This window comes from uncultured Roseobacter sp. (genome assembly GCF_947493125.1).
Lineage (GTDB): Bacteria > Pseudomonadota > Alphaproteobacteria > Rhodobacterales > Rhodobacteraceae > Roseobacter.
This window is the reverse complement of sequence record NZ_CANLQB010000005.1, coordinates 358,417-374,019: the sequence shown is the minus strand read 5'-3', so window position 1 is coordinate 374,019 and position 15,603 is coordinate 358,417. Positions and strand designations below refer to the sequence as shown.

20 protein-coding genes are annotated in these 15,603 nt (G+C 63.8%); 8 read left to right on the top strand and 12 right to left on the bottom strand.

All coding sequences use genetic code 11. From position 1 onward, the window contains the following. Positions 1–115: 115 nt before the first annotated feature. From Q1A71_RS13345 to thyX, 4 genes are all read right to left on the bottom strand, one after another. A complete protein-coding gene (locus Q1A71_RS13345) occupies positions 116–442 on the bottom strand; it encodes a TraR/DksA C4-type zinc finger protein (RefSeq protein ID WP_299676839.1) in 327 nt (108 codons plus the stop codon). A gap of 68 nt (positions 443–510) precedes the next feature. Continuing rightward, on the bottom strand, positions 511–792 hold the full coding sequence (locus Q1A71_RS13340) for a PilZ domain-containing protein (RefSeq protein ID WP_299676836.1): 282 nt from the start codon (positions 790–792) through the stop codon (positions 511–513). Between the two features lie 691 nt (positions 793–1,483). Then, positions 1,484–2,176: a hypothetical protein gene (locus tag Q1A71_RS13335; RefSeq protein WP_299676834.1), complete on the bottom strand. Its 693-nt coding sequence runs from the start codon at positions 2,174–2,176 to the stop codon at positions 1,484–1,486. Positions 2,177–2,209: 33 nt separating this feature from the next. Next, positions 2,210–3,124: an FAD-dependent thymidylate synthase gene (gene thyX / locus Q1A71_RS13330; protein ID WP_299676832.1), complete on the bottom strand. Its 915-nt coding sequence runs from the start codon at positions 3,122–3,124 to the stop codon at positions 2,210–2,212. Between the two features lie 182 nt (positions 3,125–3,306). Here thyX and Q1A71_RS13325 point away from each other — a divergent pair, with 182 nt between their 5' ends. From Q1A71_RS13325 to Q1A71_RS13315, 3 genes are read left to right on the top strand one after another with little or no spacing between them, the layout of a single operon-like run. Beyond that, entirely contained in the window at positions 3,307–3,735 is a 429-nt protein-coding gene (locus Q1A71_RS13325; RefSeq protein WP_299676830.1) for a VOC family protein, read from the top strand. 26 nt (positions 3,736–3,761) lie between these two features. Then, on the top strand, positions 3,762–4,442 hold the full coding sequence (locus Q1A71_RS13320; protein ID WP_299677045.1) for a DUF1194 domain-containing protein: 681 nt from the start codon (positions 3,762–3,764) through the stop codon (positions 4,440–4,442). Continuing rightward, positions 4,439–5,161: a DUF1194 domain-containing protein gene (locus Q1A71_RS13315; RefSeq protein ID WP_299676827.1), complete on the top strand. Its 723-nt coding sequence runs from the start codon at positions 4,439–4,441 to the stop codon at positions 5,159–5,161. Before Q1A71_RS13320 ends, Q1A71_RS13315 begins: the two co-directional genes overlap by 4 nt. On the opposite strand, the gene Q1A71_RS13310 is transcribed toward Q1A71_RS13315, so the two are convergent. From Q1A71_RS13310 to Q1A71_RS13300, 3 genes are all read right to left on the bottom strand, one after another. Then, positions 5,155–5,667 (bottom strand): winged helix DNA-binding protein, encoded by a 513-nt coding sequence (locus Q1A71_RS13310; RefSeq protein WP_299676824.1) that lies wholly within the window; start codon positions 5,665–5,667, stop codon positions 5,155–5,157. The two genes, Q1A71_RS13315 and Q1A71_RS13310, sit on opposite strands and share 7 nt — an antisense overlap. A gap of 94 nt (positions 5,668–5,761) precedes the next feature. Next, entirely contained in the window at positions 5,762–6,028 is a 267-nt protein-coding gene (locus tag Q1A71_RS13305; RefSeq protein WP_299676821.1) for a succinate dehydrogenase assembly factor 2, read from the bottom strand. Continuing rightward, positions 6,012–6,419 carry a helix-turn-helix domain-containing protein gene (locus tag Q1A71_RS13300; protein WP_299676818.1) on the bottom strand — a complete coding sequence of 136 codons (408 nt, stop codon included), beginning with the start codon at positions 6,417–6,419 and terminating at the stop codon, positions 6,012–6,014. The genes Q1A71_RS13305 and Q1A71_RS13300 overlap by 17 nt, the downstream gene beginning before the upstream one ends. A gap of 88 nt (positions 6,420–6,507) precedes the next feature. Here Q1A71_RS13300 and Q1A71_RS13295 point away from each other — a divergent pair, with 88 nt between their 5' ends. Together Q1A71_RS13295 and Q1A71_RS13290 are read left to right on the top strand one after the other, a co-directional pair. Further along, entirely contained in the window at positions 6,508–7,710 is a 1,203-nt protein-coding gene (locus Q1A71_RS13295) for a pyridoxal phosphate-dependent aminotransferase (RefSeq protein WP_299676814.1), read from the top strand. Between the two features lie 3 nt (positions 7,711–7,713). Next, the gene (locus Q1A71_RS13290; protein ID WP_299676811.1) at positions 7,714–8,121 is read left to right on the top strand and encodes a hypothetical protein; all 408 of its coding nucleotides are present in this window, start codon (positions 7,714–7,716) and stop codon (positions 8,119–8,121) included. 58 nt (positions 8,122–8,179) lie between these two features. Here Q1A71_RS13290 and ychF read toward each other — a convergent pair whose 3' ends face one another. Both ychF and Q1A71_RS13280 read right to left on the bottom strand, forming a co-directional pair. After that, positions 8,180–9,277 (bottom strand): redox-regulated ATPase YchF, encoded by a 1,098-nt coding sequence (gene ychF, locus Q1A71_RS13285; RefSeq protein ID WP_299676808.1) that lies wholly within the window; start codon positions 9,275–9,277, stop codon positions 8,180–8,182. 47 nt (positions 9,278–9,324) lie between these two features. Beyond that, on the bottom strand, positions 9,325–9,528 hold the full coding sequence (locus tag Q1A71_RS13280) for a hypothetical protein (protein WP_299676805.1): 204 nt from the start codon (positions 9,526–9,528) through the stop codon (positions 9,325–9,327). A gap of 141 nt (positions 9,529–9,669) precedes the next feature. On the opposite strand from Q1A71_RS13280, the gene trpA reads away from it, so the two are divergent. Next, positions 9,670–10,461, top strand: a complete 792-nt coding sequence (gene trpA / locus Q1A71_RS13275) for a tryptophan synthase subunit alpha (protein WP_299676802.1) — start codon at positions 9,670–9,672, stop codon at positions 10,459–10,461. 94 nt (positions 10,462–10,555) lie between these two features. Here the strand turns inward: trpA and Q1A71_RS13270 are convergent, their stop codons facing one another. Next, positions 10,556–11,014, bottom strand: coding sequence for a MarR family transcriptional regulator (locus Q1A71_RS13270; RefSeq protein ID WP_299676799.1), 459 nt, complete (start codon positions 11,012–11,014; stop codon positions 10,556–10,558). Then, on the bottom strand, positions 11,007–12,113 hold the full coding sequence (locus Q1A71_RS13265; protein WP_299676796.1) for a twin-arginine translocation pathway signal protein: 1,107 nt from the start codon (positions 12,111–12,113) through the stop codon (positions 11,007–11,009). The genes Q1A71_RS13270 and Q1A71_RS13265 overlap by 8 nt, the downstream gene beginning before the upstream one ends. A 132-nt stretch (positions 12,114–12,245) precedes the next feature. Here Q1A71_RS13265 and Q1A71_RS13260 point away from each other — a divergent pair, with 132 nt between their 5' ends. Continuing rightward, entirely contained in the window at positions 12,246–13,412 is a 1,167-nt protein-coding gene (locus Q1A71_RS13260; protein ID WP_299676793.1) for an alpha-hydroxy acid oxidase, read from the top strand. Positions 13,413–13,603: 191 nt separating this feature from the next. Here Q1A71_RS13260 and Q1A71_RS13255 read toward each other — a convergent pair whose 3' ends face one another. Further along, a complete protein-coding gene (locus tag Q1A71_RS13255; protein ID WP_299676791.1) occupies positions 13,604–14,767 on the bottom strand; it encodes an MFS transporter in 1,164 nt (387 codons plus the stop codon). A gap of 149 nt (positions 14,768–14,916) precedes the next feature. On the opposite strand from Q1A71_RS13255, the gene Q1A71_RS13250 reads away from it, so the two are divergent. Beyond that, positions 14,917–15,588, top strand: coding sequence for a 50S ribosomal protein L25/general stress protein Ctc (locus Q1A71_RS13250; protein WP_299676788.1), 672 nt, complete (start codon positions 14,917–14,919; stop codon positions 15,586–15,588). Positions 15,589–15,603 lie beyond the last annotated feature (15 nt).

The following is a 15,603-nucleotide window of genomic DNA, read 5'->3' as shown; positions in this document are numbered from 1 at the left end:
GATATCCAACGTCGGTATCGCGTCGGTATTACGTCGGTATTGCGTCGGTGCGCGGATCGGTTTCAGACGGATTTTGGGGGTGAAACCGCCCGTTCGTGTGCAATGGGTTAACGCATCATCCGCCGCGCGTGCAGTCGAGACAGCGCGGGGTGGCGGGGTCAGAGGTGAGGCGCGCGGAGGCGATCTCCTCGCCGCAGTCGGTGCAATGGCCGTAGTCTCCTTCGTCGAGCCGCTGGAGGGCTGCGCGGATGCGCTGACGCTCCGCCTGGCGCCGCCGGCCCTGCGCCTGCGCCATGGCCTGGTTCTGGAGCGCATCCATGCGCGAGAGCCGCCCGACAGCCTGTTGGTCGAGCGTGACGGTCTTCTGGCCATCGCGCCCGGCGGCATCCTCGACGTCGAGGGCCGCAAGTCGGTTGAGAAGAGCGATGCGCGGATCGGTCATGTGGTCAGGCTAGACCAGCCGGTCGCCGCGACAAGACCTTTTCCGGCAGCGAATTCGATGAACCGGGATCAGCGGCGCACGAGACGGCGTAGGGTGCTGAGCAGTTGCGCGGCGATGGGCGTCTGGAACCTAAGACCGGCCGCCCCGCCCCGGGCCCAGGCGATTTTCGAGGCGACCCGGTGATGCATCACTTGCAGGGTGACAGCGGCCCCCACGGCCAGCGGCGGCCCCCCTTCGATGCCGGCCCCATCTTCGTGCACGTTCACGACCGTGATCCGGTGAGAGGCGCCCCCCACCAGAAGATTGGCCGAATACCGTGTCGGCGCGCGATTTTTGCGCCAGTGCTGCATGTGTCAGGGTCCAGAACGTCGGAAAATCAATCGGTTGCTAGCAAAGGACGCTTAACATTCCGCTAAGGTTGCCTTGGGGGCGCTGCGGGTCCCACTGGCCGTGCCGAAGGCACAGATAGAAAAGCGTAGGCGGGGCGCCAGCCCGGCCTGCCTTTGACTGGTCAAAAAGCGGCCTGTAGCGCTGACGCCCGGTCCACGGACGCGATGTTTCAAGCCATACGTCTTGGGCGGAGGCGATACCCTGAGCACAAAGGGCCATACCCGAACCGAGGGGCGGAAATAGGCGCAGCGCTCGTCCCATGGTGGGGTTGCCACCGGTCCGGGCAAAGCCCGGCAATTGATCCGGGGGGTCAAGTGAGGTGGCAACGGGCGGAGCCCCGGGACTGGCGCTTTTGAAATAGGCGATGCAGTGTGTGCGGAGTGCCGCGCCCGAACCGAGGGGCGGGATACAAGCGAAGCGCCCGCCCCGTGGTGGGGTTGGCGCCGGTCCGGGCGCAGCCCGGCAATTGATCCGGGGGATCAATTGAGGCGACAACGGGCGGAGCCCCGGGAGAGAGGCGCTTTGAAAGTGGTGAAGTGGTTTGTGCGACGCGGCGCCCGAACCGAGGGGCGGGAAACAAGCGAAGCGCCCGCCCCGTGTGGGCGGTTCGGGCGCTGTCCAATCGCAGATTGGGCATAGTGAAAGCTCTCACTAACTTATCAATAAGGCGGACAATGCAAAAACGACAGGAACAAGCAAGTACCAGCCGTAGAGCAGGAGCTTTGATAACAGCGAAATCGCAGAAAAGTTTACTTCTAAGTCCGAGAGCAAACCTTCTAAGTCAGAACAACTTGAGGCGAGAAGCCCTAGCGTTTGGCTGTTGCTTGCGACCGTCGATCTAAGCGTCTCAAGATCTTTGGCCACGTTTCTATCACCTTGGACTGCCTTAAGGTCTTCAAGCGATATTGCTTCAATATCCAGAACTCTGTCAGCCGCGACCTCATTGCTTCGCGATAGCGCGTCCAATCGTCTCAAGACACCTTCGATTGGCGCTTCGTGGTTTTTCGCCTTTCCAATGTCGTCCAGCGAATTTTTCGCTACTGAATTGATCTTAAACCACTTGGTGAAGCCAACGTAGTCACCATACCAATTCACAAGATACGAGACGAGTAAGAACAGAACTACTAAAGAAGATATTGTTGAAAAATCATCCGTTTTTACGTCTCTATTCAGGACTGGCCAAGCTTCAGTATTGTAGTCAAAGTACTTGATCGCGATCAGCGTTGAAGACAATGTGACCAGTATTCGCCAAGACGCTGTCGTTTGTCGCGAAAAGACTTCATACCCGTTAAGTTTCATCATGTCTCCAAATGAGCCACGGCTCCCGGCGCGCCCGTTTTTCATTTGAAACGCTCCCCCGGAGCGTTTCATCCCGGCTTACGCCGGGTCGTTCAAAACCCCCTGAAACTCCCGCCACTCGCCCTTGCTCATGCCGGAGGTCTCCTGCGTCACTTCCTCTCCGGCGAGCATCTTCTTGATGCACTCGAGCGCGCGGCCTGAGAGGGTCGCTCCGCCCAGGCGGTAGTCCTCGAAGGCACCGTAGGCGGCGGGGACCCAGTCTTTGACCATGGCGCAGATGGCCTCGGCGTAGACGCGGATTTCGTATTGCGCGTGGGCGTCAGCGCGCAGGCGCAGGAAGTGGAAGAGGTTGTGCAGGTCCACCTTCCAGTACCATTGAGTGTAGACATTGGCGGGCAGGTTCATGCGGGCAAGTTCGCGCGCGAGACCCTGTTGGCCGTCCTGTGAGATCATCTCCTCGTAGTGGTCATAGCAGCGCATGGCGTCCTGTTGCAGGTAGAGGAGGACGCGTTGGGCCTCTTCGCCGGTGAGCGCGTCGCCCCGGCCTTGGTTGTTGACGACCGATTGGGCGGCGAGATCATCGGGCGCGGGGATATAGAACTCGCGGTCGAGGATCGAGTAGCGGGCGGAGTATTCGTTCACATTGGCGGTGCGGTGGCGGATCCACTGGCGGGCGACGAAGACGGGCAGTTTCACGTGCAGCTTGATCTCGCACATCTCGAAGGGCGTGGAGTGCCAGTGGCGCATGAGGTAGCGGATGAGCCCCTCGTCGTTCTGCACGGATTTGGTACCGCGGCCGTAGGAGACGCGGGCGGCCTGGCAGATGGCGGCGTCGTCGCCCATGTAGTCGATGACGCGGACAAAGCCGTGGTCCAGCACGGGCTGGGCGGTGTAGAGGTGCTGTTCCATGCCGGGGGCGGTGGCGCGCAGGGTGGGTGCGGTCTCTTGGCGTTGGGCGTCGATTTCGGCTTGGTGCTCGGCGGTGAGCGGCATGGGGGCATCCTTTCGAGGGCATGAGTCGCGTATGACTATATCTGGGCACGGGGCGTCGCGGAACAGCTATATGGTGTATTTTGGAGATGGGTTTCGCGCGGAGAGATCAGCGCGATGTGACTGGCATCCCGGGGCGGGCGTGCTAGTGTTGCGTCAAATCAATGGAATGATGGAGGGGCGGCATGAGCCTGACGTATCTGCACACGATGGTCCGGGTGAAGGATCTGGAAAAGTCGATTGCGTTTTATGAGCTGTTGGGGCTGAAGGAGACGCGGCGGATGGACAGCGAGGGCGGGCGCTTCACGCTGGTCTTCATGGCGCCTCCGGGGCAGGAGGAATGTCCGGTGGAGCTGACGTACAACTGGGACGGGGATGAGGGGCTGCCGAGCGACAGCCGGCATTTCGGGCATCTGGCGTATCGCGTGGGCAACATCTACGAGGTGTGCCAGCATCTGATGGACAATGGCGTGACGATCAACCGGCCGCCGCGGGATGGGCATATGGCCTTCGTGCGCTCGCCCGACAACATCTCGATCGAGCTGCTGCAGGAGGGCGACAGCCTGGCCCCGGCGGAGCCCTGGGCGAGCATGGACAACACAGGGCACTGGTGATCCGCGCGGCCCTTTGCGCGGGCGCGATGCTGGCGGGTCCGGCGCTGGCGGAGTGCCGTCTGGCGCTGGTGCTGGCGCTTGATGTGTCGAGCTCGGTCGATGCGGCAGAGGATGCGTTGCAGCGGGGCGGGCTGGTCGCGGCGCTGACGGCGCCGGAGGTGGAGGCGGCCTTCTTTGCCGGAGACGATCCGGTGGCGCTGGCGGTTTATGAGTGGTCGGGGCGGTACAATCAGGAGCTGTTGCTGGATTGGACGCTGATCGACAGCCGGGAGCGCTTGCTGTTGGTCGCCGAGAGGCTGGCGCGCAGCATTCGCAGCCACAACGACTTTCCCACGGCGATGGGCTATGCGCTCGGATACGGATCGCGGCTGCTGCAACGGGCGCCGGGCTGTCTCTATCAGACGTTGGACATGGCCGGGGATGGGCAGAACAACGAAGGCTTCGGCCCGATGCTGGCCTATGAGGAGTTTCCGTTTGACGGGGTCACGGTCAACGGGCTGGTGGTGAACGGGGCGGATTACGAGGCGGAGACGGGGCTCATCGCATTTTATCAGGCGCAGGTGCTGCACGGGCCGGGCGCCTTTCTGGAGGTGGCGCAGGGGTTCGAGGATTACGAGCGCGCCATGCGCCGCAAGCTGGAACGCGAGCTTGCGCTGCCGGTGATCGGCGCCCTGCCCGCGCCGGCTGACACCGAGCCGAAGGGATGACACCGCTGCGCGCCCTATGCCTTCTGGGCGCGCTGCTGTGCGGGGGCGCCGGCGAGGCCGTGGCGGGCTGCCGTCAGGCATTGGCGTTGGGGCTCGATGTCTCCGGGTCGGTCGATCTGCGGGAATACCGGTTGCAGATCGACGGGCTGATCACGGCCTTGAACGCCCCGGAGGTGACGCGGCTGCTGCTCTCGACGCCAAGCGCGCCCGTGGCTCTGCTGGTCTATGAGTGGAGCGGCCCGGCGGATCAGGCGGTGCTGGTGCCCTGGACCAGGATCGACGGCCCGGAGCGGCTGGCGGACATCAGTATGGCGCTGGCCGAAACGGAGCGGCGCGATGCCACGCCGGGCACGGCGCTGGGGATCGCGATGGAGACCGGGGCGCGCTATCTCGATGAGCAAAAGGGCTGCTGGACACGCACGCTGGATATCTCGGGGGATGGTCGATCAAACCTCGGGCCCCGTCCCCGCGATGTGAAAGACGCCATTGGCGCGCGTGGCATCACCATCAATGCCCTGGTCATCGGTGCCGATGCCCCCGCCATCGGAGACCAGCGTCACGTGGAGATCGGAGAGCTGTCGTCCTACTTCCGGACCGAAGTGATCACAGGGCCGGATGCCTTTGTGCAAACGGCCCTTGGTTTCGAGGACTATGCCGCCGCCATGACCGCCAAGCTCAAACGGGAGCTCGACGGGCTGGCGATCAGCGAACTTCAGTAGATATAGCGGATCTGGTCGGACCAGTAGCGCTCCATCCGCTTGAGGGAACGGGTGATATCGTCGATCCCGTCCGGGCCCAGCACACCCTTGTTTTCCAGACCATCCGCGTGGCGCGAGAACAGGTCGGACACCACATGGCGGATCTTCTGACCCTTGTCCGTGAGCTTGACCCGCACCGAGCGGCGGTCGATCTCGCAGCGCTGGTGGTGCATGTAGCCTGCATCCACGAGCTTTTTGAGATTGTAGCTGACGTTGCTGCCCTGATAATAGCCGCGGCTTTTCAATTCGCCCGCCGTTACCTCATTGTCGCCGATGTTGAAGAGCAGCAACGCCTGCACGGCATTGATCTCCAGCACCCCGACCCGCTCGAATTCATCCTTGATGACATCGAGCAAAAGGCGGTGCAGCCGCTCCACCAGTGACAACGCCTCAAGGTAGCTGACCATGAACCCCTGTGTGCGGCTCATGGACGGCGTCTCCGACGGGATTTGATCTTGAATGCTCATCTGCGCGCTCCGACTCGTTCCAATTTGGTCGGAATTTGCCCAAGAAACGCCAATAATTCGTTAAAAACAGGCAAACCCGCCGTGCGGTGCCCGATCAGGCCCCGACGCGCGGCAGCCCGCCGATAATCCTGGCGATCAGCCCGGCATAGCGCTCAGGCGGCGCGACCTGGGCGCTGACCCATTGATAGAGGTCGTGATCGTTCTCGCTCAGCAAGGCGTCATAGAGCGCCAGCTCCGAGGCCTCCATCGCGTCGAGATTGGCCTCGGCAAAGGGCTGCAGGATCACGTCCATTTCCTTGATCCCGCGCCGCATGGAGCGCATCTTCAGCCGCTTGATGCAGGTCTCACGCGGCTCGCTCATGCAGGTCTTCTTTCAGTGCCATGCGCAGTTTCTTCTCAAGCCGGGCCATCTGTTCCGCCCGCGCCATCATGTCGATGCGCAGGTCGCGCATTTCGTTGAGGATGTCATGGGCCGAGGGCGGCAGCGCGGCCTCTTCCATCGGCGCATCGAGCCCTTCGCCCTGTCCGTTGATGAGCCACATCATCGAGACGTTCAGCAGCCCCGCCATCATTGACAGACGGTTGGCACGCGGTTCGCTGAGATCGTTTTCCCAGGCGCGCAGGGTTGACACGCGCACGCCGAGGCGGCGGGCCAGCTGGGACTGCGTCATCTCGGCGGTCTCACGGGCTGCGGCAACGCGATCTCCGAAAGTTGCGGTGTCGGGGCCGTACCAGTCTGTCGTATCGTGCATGCTGTGATCTCCTTTGCGATGATCGCGCTTGAACGGGGACACGCGGCCCCCTACTACTCGGCCCACGTTGTATCAAACCGAGGCCGAAATGGAATTCCTGTCTACGACACTTGCCCGCGTCAAACCGTCCCCCACAATCGCCGTGACCACGAAGGCCGCCGAGCTGAAGGCGGCGGGGCGCGACGTGATCGGGTTGGGCGCAGGCGAGCCGGATTTCGACACGCCTCAGAACATCAAAGACGCCGCCGTGGCCGCCATCGCCGGTGGGAAGACCAAATACACCGCGGTGGACGGAATTCCAGAGCTGAAGCGCGCGATCTGCGATAAACTGAAGCGTGACAACGATCTGAGCTATGAGCCATCTCAGGTCAGTGTGGGCACAGGTGGTAAACAAATCCTTTACAACGCCCTGATGGCGACGCTGAACGAGGGCGATGAGGTGGTTATTCCGGCGCCCTACTGGGTGAGCTATCCGGATATGGTGTTGCTGGCCGGGGGCACGCCCGTGATCGCCGAGGCCTCGCTCCAGACCGGGTTCAAGCTGACGGCGGATCAGCTGGAGGCGGCGATCACCGACAAGACCAAGTGGCTGATCTTCAACTCGCCGTCGAACCCGACCGGTGCGGGCTATACCTGGGACGAGCTGAAAGAACTGACCGATGTGCTGATGCGGCACCCCCATGTCTGGGTGATGACCGACGATATGTACGAGCATCTGGTCTATGATGATTTCAAGTTCTGCACGCCCGCACAGGTGGAGCCCGGGCTTTATGATCGGACGCTCACCGTGAATGGTGTGAGCAAGGCCTACGCGATGACCGGCTGGCGCATCGGCTATGCCGCAGGACCGGAAGAGCTGATCAAGGCGATGCGCAAGGTGCAGTCGCAATCGACCTCCAACCCTTGCTCGATCAGCCAGTGGGCGGCGGTCGAGGCGCTGACCGGCACGCAGGCGTTCATTGCGCCCAACAACGAGATGTTTGCGCGCCGCCGCGACTTGGTGGTTGAGATGCTGAATGCCGCGGAAGGCATCCGCTGTCCGGTGCCGGATGGGGCCTTCTATGTCTACCCGTCGATTGCGGGCTGCATCGGCAAGACCTCCGCAGGCGGCACGAAGATCGAGGATGACGAGACCTTTGCCACGGCGCTGCTCGAAGAGACCGGGGTGGCGGTGGTCTTCGGTGCGGCCTTCGGGCTGTCGCCGAACTTCCGGGTCAGCTATGCGACCTCGGATGAGGCCCTGACAGAGGCCTGCACCCGGATCCAGACCTTCTGTGCCGGATTGACCTAACCGATGACCGCCGTACTGCCCGAGTACTATTTTCGTGTCCGTGAAAACGGCGCGGCGGTCTTTCGCGTGGACACCGAGAACCGCCAGCGCCGGATCGAGATGGACCAGATCGCGGTGCTGAACATCCGCAACGGCGAGATCAAGCCGCAAGGCGACCGCGTGCTGTCGGAGGCGGATATGAAGGTCATCGAGGAGTGGATGGCAGAGCGGCGCGCGCTGCTGGCCGCGCGCGACATGGACGACATCCACCGCGCGGTCGACCACATGAACCTGACCGCCCAATGGGCACAGTCAAAGGCCACGCCGGAGCAGCTGGAAGAGATCACCGACACGCTGCTGCTGGCAATGCACGACCTGCGCTCGGTGTTGGTGCGCAAGAAGGCCGACCGGCTGACAAAAGCGGGCGATTGATCCTCTGGTGAGGACGCCGGTGGGCTGGGCCTTGGGCCGGCCCTCCCCGTTCGCCCGCTCAGGTGTTGAAGAGGAAGTGCAGCACGTCGCCGTCCTTGACGACGTAGGACTTGCCTTCGGCGCGCATCTTGCCGGCTTCTTTCGCCGCCTGCTCCCCGCCCAAGCTGACGAAATCATTGTAGGCGATGGTCTCGGCGCGGATGAAACCCTTCTCGAAATCCCCATGGATCACGCCCGCGGCCTTGGGCGCAGAGGTTCCCGTGCGGATCGTCCAGGCCCGCGCCTCCTTGGGGCCGACGGTGAAATAGGTCTCCAGATGCAGCAGGTCATAGCCTGCGCGAATGAGCCGGTCGAGCCCGGCCTCGGCGAGACCCATTTCCTCCAGGAACATCGCCGCTTCATCATCTTCGAGCTGGCTGATCTCCTCCTCGATCTGTGCGGAGATGATCACGTGCGCGTTGCCCTGCGCCGCGGCCATCTCGGCCACCTTTGCGGAGTGGTCATTGCCCTCCGCCGCCTCGGCCTCGCCCACGTTGCAGACGTAGAGCACGGGCTTCGTGGTCAGAAGCTGCAGCATGGTCCAGGCCTTGGCATCCTCGTCATCGACCTCGACCACACGGGCCGGTTTGCCCTCTTCCAGCGCCGCCAGAGCCGCTTTCATCAGCCGTTCTTGCTGGACCGCCTCCTTGTCGCCGCCGCGCACCTTGCGCACGATATTCTGCAGCCGCTTCTCGATGCTTTCGATGTCGGCGAGCATCAACTCGGTCTCGATGGTCTCGGCATCCGCGACCGGGTCCACGCGCCCCTCCACATGGGTCACATCGCCGTCCTCGAAACAACGCAGCACATGGGCGATGGCATCCACCTCACGGATATTGGCGAGGAACTGGTTGCCCAGGCCCTCGCCCTTCGACGCGCCCTTCACCAGCCCCGCGATGTCCACGAAGGTCATGCGGGTGGGGATGATCTGCTTGGACTGCGCAATGCCTGCGAGCGTGTCGAGCCGCGCGTCCGGCACGGCGACCTCACCCACATTGGGCTCGATGGTGCAGAATGGGAAGTTCGCCGCCTGTGCGGCCGCGGTCCGGGTCAGCGCGTTGAAAAGGGTGGATTTGCCCACATTCGGCAGACCCACGATGCCCATCTTGAAACCCATGTCAGCGTCCTTTCCTGAATTGGCGCTGTCCTAGGGCCTCTCCGGGGTCAAGACAAGTCCCCGCGCTGGCGGCGGTCTTCGCGCGCGTGGAAGATCAGGAACCACGCGAGCAGGATGAACATCGGGTGCGTCAGCCCGCCCGAGAAGATCAGGGCCGGGATCCAGATGAGAAACACCAGGATGGCGATGATCGGGCGGCCTGTCAGCAGGATCGACAGCGGCGGCAGGAGAATGGCGAGAAGATAGTTCATAAGCTGCATATAGGGTGGCACGCACCGGGGTTCAGAGGGAAGCCAAAAATTTCTTTCCCCCTTGTTGGCGCGGCTTTTGGAGCATTGATTTCCGCCGCTCTTTTCGGCATTGCGGGTCCGAACGACGAAAAGGGGCCGGGAATGAGCCGCATTGACGCGAAATTTGCAGAGCTGGCGCAGGCCGGGAAGAAAGCCTTCGTGGCTTATGTGATGGCGGGCGACCCTGATTTCGACACCTCGCTGGAGGTGGTGCGCGGGCTGCCCGGCGCAGGCGTCGATGTGATCGAGCTTGGCCTGCCCTTCACCGACCCGATGGCCGATGGCCCGACGATCCAGCTGGCCGGGCAGCGCGCGCTGGAGAGCGGCATGACGCTGGCGCGCACGCTGGACCTGGCCCGCACCTTCCGCAAGGACGACCAGACCACGCCGATTGTGCTGATGGGCTATTACAACCCCATTTACAGCCGGGGCGTGGAGCGCTTCCTGGTGGAGGCCAAAGAAGCGGGCATCGACGGGCTGATCGTCGTCGACCTGCCCCCCGAAGAGGACAGCGAACTCTGTATCCCGGCGCAGGCGGCGGGGCTGAACTTCATCCGGCTGGCCACGCCGACGACAGATGACAAGCGCCTGCCCCGGGTGCTGCAGAACACCTCGGGCTTCGTCTATTACGTCTCGATCACGGGGATCACCGGGGCGGCCGAGGCGCAGGCGGGTGACGTGGGCCCCGAGGTTGCGCGCATCAAATCGGCGACCGATCTGCCGCTGGTGGTTGGCTTCGGGGTGAATACCCCCGCAAAATCCCGCGCCATTGCAGACGTGGCGGATGGCGTCGTGGTCGGCTCCGCCATCGTGAGCAAAATCGGCGCGGGCGAGCCGGTGGCGGATGTACTGGCCTTTGTGAAGACGCTCTCGGACGGGGCGCATAGCGCCTAGGACCACTCCGGTCCGGGAGGCGCCTACCCACCCGCAAGATCAATCCGGATGGCCCAGACAGGTGAGGTGGGCTTCAGGCCACCTTTGCCCGGTGTCAGCCCCCCTGCGCATTGCGGTCTTCATCGAGATAGACGCGCAAGTCGCGCAACACTGGCAGCGCTTCGAGCAGGCGCGCGGTGTCGAAGCCCTCGGCCAGGCGCGCGAAGTCGGGTGCCAGATCGGCGATGGCCTGATGGCGCACCGCCCGGCCCGCCTCGGTAAGCCAGACCAGCTTGGAGCGCCCGTCTTCGGGGTTGGGGCGCACCTCGACAAGGCCATGGGTCACCAGCACCTTCACCGTGTGGGTCATCGAGGTCTTGGGCACCTGGAAGGCCCGCGCCATGTCGATCAGCGCGCGCCCGTCGCCGACCCGGATCAGGTGGTTGAGCACGGTGAAATGCGGCGCGATCAGCCCCGCGGGCAGGCGCGCCTCCAGGAGCGTGCGGCTGAGCTGTTCGATGATTGCGATCTCGTTGAAGACCTCGAAATAGGTGGCAGCGGTGGTGTCAGGCATTCAGCAGTTTGGTCTCCAGCGGCCAGCGCGGCGTGCGCGGCACCTCTGGACCGTAGCCCAAACGCCCGAGCATTTGAACGGTCTGGCCCGGGCGGGCGAGGCGTTTGTGGGCGGTGGCGTAATGCGGCGCCATCTCGGGGTATTCCTGCAGGCACTGGCTGACCGGGTGCAAGGCTACGCCGAGGGCTGTGCATTTGAGGTTCAGCCGCAGCCAGCGGCGGCCCGCCTCGATCTGGTCTTTGCGCATATTGGTGGGGCTCACGAGTGCTGCATAGGCCGGGGTGGCGTGCAGCATCTCGCGGTAGATCTCGACGCCTTGCTGGAAGCTCTGGCTCTCGGGGTCGGATTGCGCGGCGCGGGAGAGCAGGCCCGCGAGCATGAGGGTTTCCAGCATCGGGCCGCCGAGGTCGATGCCGTCGGGGTTGGCCTCGATCTCGGCCTTGCCGAAGCGCATCAGGTCCACTGATTCCATCATCGTGCGTGGCGTCATCGCCTCCACCTCCCAGGCAGCCCAGGTGAGGGTTTTGAGCGCCTCGACCACGGGCGCGGCGGTGTGGATGTCGGCGAAAAGCTCGAGCTCATTGGCGTGGGCGGCGGTGAGCGGCGTGGGCTCGAAGGGCTCCTTGCAGGAGCGGCGGTTCAGGATCTGGGCGCTGAGCGGGTCGGGCGTGCCGCCTTCGGTGAAGACCGCGCGTGCGACGGGGCCAGCCTCACCGTCGGGATAGAGTGTGAGATCGACGGCGTGGCCCCCTGCCCCCGTTGCCAGAACCAGCTGTTCGATGAAGCAGCCGAGGCCGATGGTGATCTGCCGGTCGTGGGGGTCGGTTTCCGGCAGGCGCCGCGCAGGGTCGCGGTAGATCAGCACCGTGTCGGGGCCGTCCAAACCCACCTGCCAGGGCTGCAGATTGTGCGGGTTGGGGGCGAGCAGCGCAAAGCTGAGCGCGTTGAGGCGCGGATCGTCATACCCGCCCGCCGCCTCCCAGGGGGCGAGCGCACTGTGCGGGGTGCGGGTGGTCAGGAAGCCAGCGGCCGAGGCCGTCGCGGCCAGCACGGTGCCGCCTCCGATCAGGGTGAGGGCTTTGCGGCGGGGCAGTGTCATGGCGGTCTCCATCAATATCGTGCAATTTCGTACTTTCTATATAGTACGATATCGTACCGATCAAGATGCCATTCGCGGATTGATTTTGCTGAGGCGAATTGGTAATTAAACTTGACCAATACGGGGGATCACATGCCGACCATCACCAATATTCAGGACCTCAAGCGCCTGCACGAACGCCGCGTGCCCCGGATGTTCTTTGACTACGCGGAATCGGGCAGCTGGACCGAGCAGACCTTCCGCGAGAACACCTCCGATTTCGAGAAGATCCGCTTGCGCCAGCGTGTGGCGGTCGACATGACAGGGCGCAGCACCGAAAGCGAGATGATCGGCGAAGAAGTGGCCATGCCCGTGGCGCTCGCCCCTGTGGGCCTCACCGGTATGCAGCACGCCGACGGCGAGATGAAGGCGGCGCGGGCGGCAGAGAAATTCGGGGTGCCCTTCACGCTCTCGACCATGTCGATCAACTCGATCGAGGATGTGGCGGGGTTCACGTCGAAGCCGTTCTGGTTCCAACTCTACACGATGCGCGACACGGACTATGTGAACCGGCTGATCCAGCGGGCGAAGGATGCGAAATGTTCGGCGCTGGTGATCACGCTGGACCTGCAGATCCTCGGGCAGCGGCACAAGGACATCAAGAACGGGCTCTCCGCTCCGCCCAAGCTGACGCCGAAGAGCATCGCCAACCTGATGACGAAATGGGCCTGGGGCATCGAGATGCTGACGGCCAAGCGCCGCGAGTTCGGCAATATCGTCGGGCATGTGCAGGGGATTTCGGACACGTCATCTTTGAGCACTTGGACGGCGGAACAGTTCGACCCCTCGCTCGACTGGGACAAGATCGCCAAGATCAAGGAGCATTGGGGTGGCAAGGTGATCCTGAAGGGGATCCTCGATGCAGAGGATGCGAAGATGGCGCTGAAGGTCGGCGCCGATGCGATCATCGTCAGCAACCACGGCGGCAGGCAACTGGATGGGGCGCTGAGTTCGATCCGGGTGCTGCCTTCCATTCTGGATGCGGTGGGAGACCAGGTCGAGGTGCATATGGACGGCGGCATCCGCTCCGGCCAGGACATGCTGAAGGCCTTGGCGTTGGGAGCCAAGGGCACCTATATCGGGCGCGCCTTCATCTATGGGCTGGGCGCGATGGGCCAGCAGGGGGTCACGCAGGCGCTGGAGGTGATCCACAAGGAGCTGGACACGACCATGGCGCTCTGTGGCGAGACCAAGGTGGGCGATCTGGGACGGCATAACCTGCTCATTCCGGAAGACTTTGAGGGGCGGTGGCAGGCGTGAGCAGTCCGGCGGCCGAATCTGCGATGAGGGCATCGCCCGACCTGGAGGGCGTTTGAAACGCGCCTGTGGCGTGGACCGTGACCAAGCCGATAGACGTCAGACGTCTTGAAACGCCTCAAATCGCCCTCCGGGGGGAAGCCAGGCGATGCCCGGCCTATCAGCTGGGCGGCATGGTTTTGAGATGTCGGGCTCTAAAACGTTTGGGGACGCGCCGTGATGCGGGCAGCCAAAACCGGGACCAGCACGGCGATACAGATCATGAGCAGCGCGGCCACCACCCAGAAGCCCGCGCGCAGGCCGAAAAGCTCGGAGGTGAAGCCCATCAGCGGCGGGCTGATGAAGAACGCCGCATACCCGAGGGCAGAGGCGCGGCTGATCGCGGCGAGGCGGGCTTTCGGCGGGACAATTCGCCCGATGAGCGCCAGTGCCAGCGGGGCCACCACCGAAATGCCCAGGCCGGTGAGCGCAAAACCGACATAGGCCATCATCAGCGTCGGTGCTGCCCCCACGAGGAGCAACCCGCCCGCCGCGACGACCGACGCCACGGTGATGAAGGGCAAGGTGGGCAACCGGTCGGACAGGAAATGCCCTGAAAGCCGCCCGATGCCCATCGACAGACCGAGAAGCGCAGGCCCCAGCGCGCCTTCGGCCGGGCCGCCGCCCAGCGTGCGCTCCAGATGCAGGGCCGACCAGCCCTCTGACGCGGCCTCCGTCAGGAAGGCGACCAAGACAAGCGCCCCCACGCCCCAGACCAGCAGATGCGGCAGCGGCGCGTCCGGACTGGTGTCCTCCTCCGGCAAGTCGCGCGTGCGGGCCTCCAGCATGATCCAGCCCGAGACGACAGCAAGGCCGACGAGTACGGTGAAGACCTGCGCGGGCGACCAGCCCGCCTCGCGCATGATCCCCGTGGACAGCGCGCAGCCCGCGTAGGTGAAGGAAAACATCGCGTGGTTGAGGTTCATCAGGTGCCGCCCGCTGCGCGCCTCGATATCCGAGACGCGCACATTGGCCAGCACATCGGTGACCCCGGCTCCCACCGAGGCCAGCGTCATGGCCACGCCGAAGGCAACGATCTCCGCCGAGAGCCCCGCGCCCAACATGCCCAGGCACATCAGCATGGCGCCGAGCGGCAAGGCCCAGCGGCCCGCCAGCCGGTGCGCCAGCGGAGCCAGCCACATGGCTGCGAGCGCCCCCAGCGAGGCCAACAGCATGACCGCGCCATAGACCCCGTCGGAGGCCCCGATGGCCGCCTTGATCACCGGCATCTGGGCAAAATAGCTGGACCAGGCCGCGCCCACGATGACGAAGCCTGCCAGCGATTTGCGAGAGAGCCAGAGATCGGCGAGAAGCGACATGTGGCAGCGGTGACACGGGCCGCTCGGACGTGCAAGAGCGCGTCCGCGAAAAACCTCTTTTCATGTCCGCCAAACCGGTCTATACGCGCGGCTTCACGCGAGGTTACAGCCTTGGAGGAACCTCGCCCTAAACATATTGGAGACTTAAGATGGCTGGAGAAATTCCGGATCTTGTGGCTCAGGAACGGATGGGGACAGGCAAGGGCGCCGCTCGTCAGGCACGCCGCGACGGCATGGTTCCTGGGATCGTATTTGGCGGTGACACCGACCCGCTGCCGATCAACATTCCGTTCAATGTGCTGTTCAAGAAGCTGAAGGAAGGGCGGTTCAAGTCGACCCTCTTCAACATGAAGGTGGACGGGCACGAGGACGTGCGCGTGATCTGCCGTGATGTGCAGCGCCATGTGGTCAAGGACCTGCCGACACATATCGACTTCATGCGGCTGAAGCGGACCACCAAGATCAACCTCTTCATCGCCGTGGAGGTGGAAGGCGAGGACGTCTCGCCCGGCCTGAAGAAGGGCGGCGTTCTGACGCTGATCCGTCCCGAGGTCGAGCTGATCGTGACCGCAGGCGATATCCCCGATCACATCACCATCGACATCTCCGAGATGGAGATCGGCGACAACCTGACGATTTCGTCGGTCACCCTGCCGCAGGGCGCGAAGCCGACAATCGACCGTGACTTCGTGATTGCACAGATCTCGGCACCGTCGGGTCTTGCCTCGCAGAGCGATGACGAGGACGAGTCCGCCGATGACGTCGACGTCGACGAGGTCCCGACCACCGAGATGGGCCCGCCCGACGGCGAGGAAAGCTGAGACCACAGAGGTCAC